The sequence below is a fragment of the Winogradskyella flava genome (assembly GCF_014243395.1).
Lineage (GTDB): Bacteria > Bacteroidota > Bacteroidia > Flavobacteriales > Flavobacteriaceae > Winogradskyella > Winogradskyella flava.
The window spans coordinates 1-3575 of sequence record NZ_JACLCP010000009.1 but is presented as its reverse complement, the minus strand read 5'-3'; the positions used below and the strand labels follow the sequence as shown (position 1 = coordinate 3575).

Sequence of the window (3575 nt, the reverse complement as noted above, 5' to 3'; positions counted from 1 at the left end):
AGCCACAAGCTGAAAAACCAATGGCAGAATATATAAATCCATTTGCAGATAGAACACATTACCGCGAACACGCTGAATGGATTGGCGAACATTTGAACAAATTTTTTGACCAAGATTCAATGTCAGTTTTCCACGAAATTCCAACATTGGATTTACACCTTGACGTTTATTTTATCAAACCGAAAAATGCACAATTCAACATTCTTCTGACTTCTGGTATGAGCACTCTGAAAATGGAAGTGGACGAACAAGCAGGAAATCCAGCGGAATTGGAATTTGCCGAATTAATGATGATTATTCCTAAAGAAATAGAATTTGAACAAGTTTACTCTGGAAAAAATAAAAACGATTGGATTATTTCAATACTCAAGCAATCAGCTAAATTCCCTCATTTTTACGACACTTGGATTGGAATTGGACACACATTACAGGCGGAAATGGATATGTCACCTTACTCAAGCCAAACTGAATTTGTAGGAGCGTTAATTCTTCCGTCTGTGACATTTGACAAGGATTTTACCGAAATCCATAGAAATGGAACAAAAATAAATATCTACAATGTTTTTCCACTTTATAAAGATGAGTTGGAATTCAAAATAGAAAATGGATATAACAAACTATTGGACTTATTAATTAAAGCTAACGGAAAAGAAGTATTGAATCTAAATAGAAAAAGTCTGATTTCAAAAAAATCATTCTGGAATAAATTAATTGGAAACTAATAAATATATAAAGCCAGTGCCTAACAACGGCTATAGTTCATTACGGCTGAAATTCCTAATCGGAATTTCGAGCCTTTTTGCTAAATTTATGGTTACGGCGGAATGATACTCGCGTACCATTCCGTAACGAAACCATAGCCAAAACCGATGATGTACAATTCACCAAAAGGTGAACTCAAGTTGCTACATTGTCGCTGCGCTCCAATTCCCACCACTTGAGATATGTAAATCATCGCAGGGCTATGCCAATTGTAACATAACATTGATGAAGTACATATCAGCATGTTTCGCCGCTGCGGCTGATTTACTCAACATATCAGATCGCTAGATACAATTATTCATGACATCTATATTTTAAAAATAAGAATTCATCGGTCGCTTCGCTCGGTGGTTGCTCTTTTTTTGTTCCCAATAAAAGAAAAATCAAAGCTAACGCTCGCTTCGCCAGCTAGCTCAAGGTCGATAATTGGCAATTAAAAAACATACCGCGGGATAACTATTGCAAATCATCGACACGATTTTTCATTATCTTCACAAAAAAACAGACAACTGCACATAGCGCAGCGTTGTGTTTAATTTGACAGCAAAATTCAATGAGAATAAAATCAAATGCATCACCAGACGAATTATCCTCACCATTTTTTAAATCGAATGAGGAATTTTGTTCTGACTTTGAAAGTTTTATTGCGAATAAAAATGGAAAAGTAAAAGGAAATTACAACGCTTGGTCGTATTTGATTTTCGGTAAAATATCAAATCCTACAAATTGGAATTTGACTTATAAGAAATCGACCTTTACTTCAACTGGAAATTTATTACTTTCATCAAAATATCAAAGCTTACTTGTTTTAGCGGAATGGGAAACCGAAAGAAGAGGAACTCATAATTCGGAATTTACAATAAGAAAAAAAATACGAACTGACTTTTTGAAAAAAATGGTGAATAAATCGTTGTCTGAACTTGATTTTTCTAAAAAGTATATGCTTGAAATAAAAAATGAGAAATCTAAACTAATATTCAAACTGACAGAAATATTAAAACCTCTTTTCCAATCTGGAGAAATATATAAGATTGAACATAAGAACGACAAACTAAAAATTGAAATGAGAACTGAAAAACATCATTTCGAATTATTTGACAAATTAATAAACGAATTATAAAAACTAAACACAACAAAGGCTATAGTTTATTACGGCTGAAATTCCTAATCGGAATTTCAAGCCTTTTTACTAAATTTATGGTTACGGCGGAATGATACTCGCGTACCATTCCGTAACGAAACCATAGCCAAGACCGATGATGTCGAATACGCCTGCGGCGTACTTTTGTCTATGCTGCTTCGCAGACTATATATCCAAAAGCCCTTCGACATCATCGCTGCGCTATGCCAATTGCAACATAACATTTATCAAGTACATAGCAGCTAGTTTCGCCGCTGCGGCTGATTTACTCAACATATCAGGTCGCTAGATGCAATTATTCATGACATCTATATTTTAAAAATAAGAATTCATCGGTCGCTTCGCTCGGTGGTTGCTCTTTTTTTGTTCCCAATAAAAGAAAAATCAAAGCTGACGCTCGCTTCGCCAGCTAGCTTGAGGTCGATAATTGGCAATTAAAAACCATAGCACGGGATTACTATTGCAAATCATCGACACGATTTTTCATTATCTTCACAAAAAAACAGACAACTGCACATAGCGCAGCGTTATACGGCATTTAACAATCAAGTTAATGTTGAACTGAGTTCATTTTTATAAAAGAAGTTACATCCTGTTCATATTTCTGCAGCACAAGTTCATCTGCACCTTGATATGCGGTAAAAGCAATATTCTCACCCCTTCGGACCGTCACTTTTTCTAGAGGGCCTTCAAAAAGTAAATGACCTGCATTTTCGTAAAAAATAAATTGAATCGGATGCCCTTTACTCCGCTGAGAATTCAACCAAGATTCAATTGAAATAGGAGAAGTTGGATACGTTCTTGTCCATACAAAATCAGTGTCCGATTTTCCCGCCCAATTGTCCATTTTACCGAAAAGAATGATTGTCGGAATTTTTAACTCTCCCAATGAATAACCCGTTGCGGCAGGTGCTTCAGAAATAATTCCTCGCACATTTTTATTAATTAACTCATTACCGGCATATAATACCGTTCGACCACCGTTTGAGGCTCCATAAAAAAAGATATTTCGACGATCCCAATTTCCATTTTGTGTCGCATAGGCAACGGCTCCCTTAAACACTTCCCAAATTAGATTTTGCTTGCCTGTATTTGTAACCTTACGAGTAACAAAGTTCCAATCTAAATCATTCATTTCGTAAGCATCGAATGATATAGTTGCGTAACCATTATTACGGAGCATCTCAACTCGTCTTCGATCATCTTCACGAAATCCCGCACCACCATGGGCGTATATAACTAACGGCACTTTATTTTCATCTTCTGGAGTCCATATCTCAACTGATTCATGACTAGGATTGAATTTGGCAAAAGGCTCGAGTGTAGTATACCAACCTCTTGTGTCTACTTGTTTAAGCTTAGCGGTTCTCGATGTCGATTTACAACCAATCAACCCAAAACAAACAAAAAACAATAGGATAAATTTTTCCATTATAATAACTTTAGTGATAATATCTTAAGGACTGGTTTTTTAGAAGCATGTTGCAAATTGCAATCATTTAAGTTCTAATAGGTGTATATATTGCTTACGATTACATTAAAAACGCCGTATAACAACGTATATAACACATTGCCAAAATTTGGCTAACTTTAAACGCTTCCCTACTAATAAACCTCAGTTTCGGCTGAATAATATAAAACTATAAATATGGCAACGTGCCATATACAAGAC

General features: G+C 35.4%; 4 protein-coding genes. 2 read left to right on the top strand and 2 right to left on the bottom strand.

The annotated features are described in order from the left end of the window. A partial coding sequence (locus H7F21_RS17255; RefSeq protein WP_221892501.1) for a suppressor of fused domain protein occupies positions 1–722 on the top strand: 722 nt, incomplete at its 5' end. Between the two features lie 92 nt (positions 723–814). Here the strand turns inward: H7F21_RS17255 and H7F21_RS17250 are convergent. After that, positions 815–955, bottom strand: a complete 141-nt coding sequence (locus H7F21_RS17250; protein ID WP_185790565.1) for a hypothetical protein — start codon at positions 953–955, stop codon at positions 815–817. A gap of 360 nt (positions 956–1315) precedes the next feature. Here H7F21_RS17250 and H7F21_RS17245 point away from each other — a divergent pair, with 360 nt between their 5' ends. Continuing rightward, positions 1316–1882 carry a hypothetical protein gene (locus H7F21_RS17245; RefSeq protein ID WP_185790564.1) on the top strand — a complete coding sequence of 189 codons (567 nt, stop codon included), beginning with the start codon at positions 1316–1318 and terminating at the stop codon, positions 1880–1882. A gap of 571 nt (positions 1883–2453) precedes the next feature. Here the strand turns inward: H7F21_RS17245 and H7F21_RS17240 are convergent. Then, entirely contained in the window at positions 2454–3317 is an 864-nt protein-coding gene (locus tag H7F21_RS17240) for a dienelactone hydrolase family protein (protein WP_185790563.1), read from the bottom strand. Positions 3318–3575 lie beyond the last annotated feature (258 nt).

Bases quoted from the DNA above. Each gene is read 5' to 3' on its own strand.
- H7F21_RS17245 (WP_185790564.1), top strand. From the start codon at position 1,316: ATGAGAATAAAATCAAATGCATCACCAGACGAATTATCCTCACCATTT.
- H7F21_RS17250 (WP_185790565.1), bottom strand. From the start codon at position 955: ATGATTTACATATCTCAAGTGGTGGGAATTGGAGCGCAGCGACAATGT.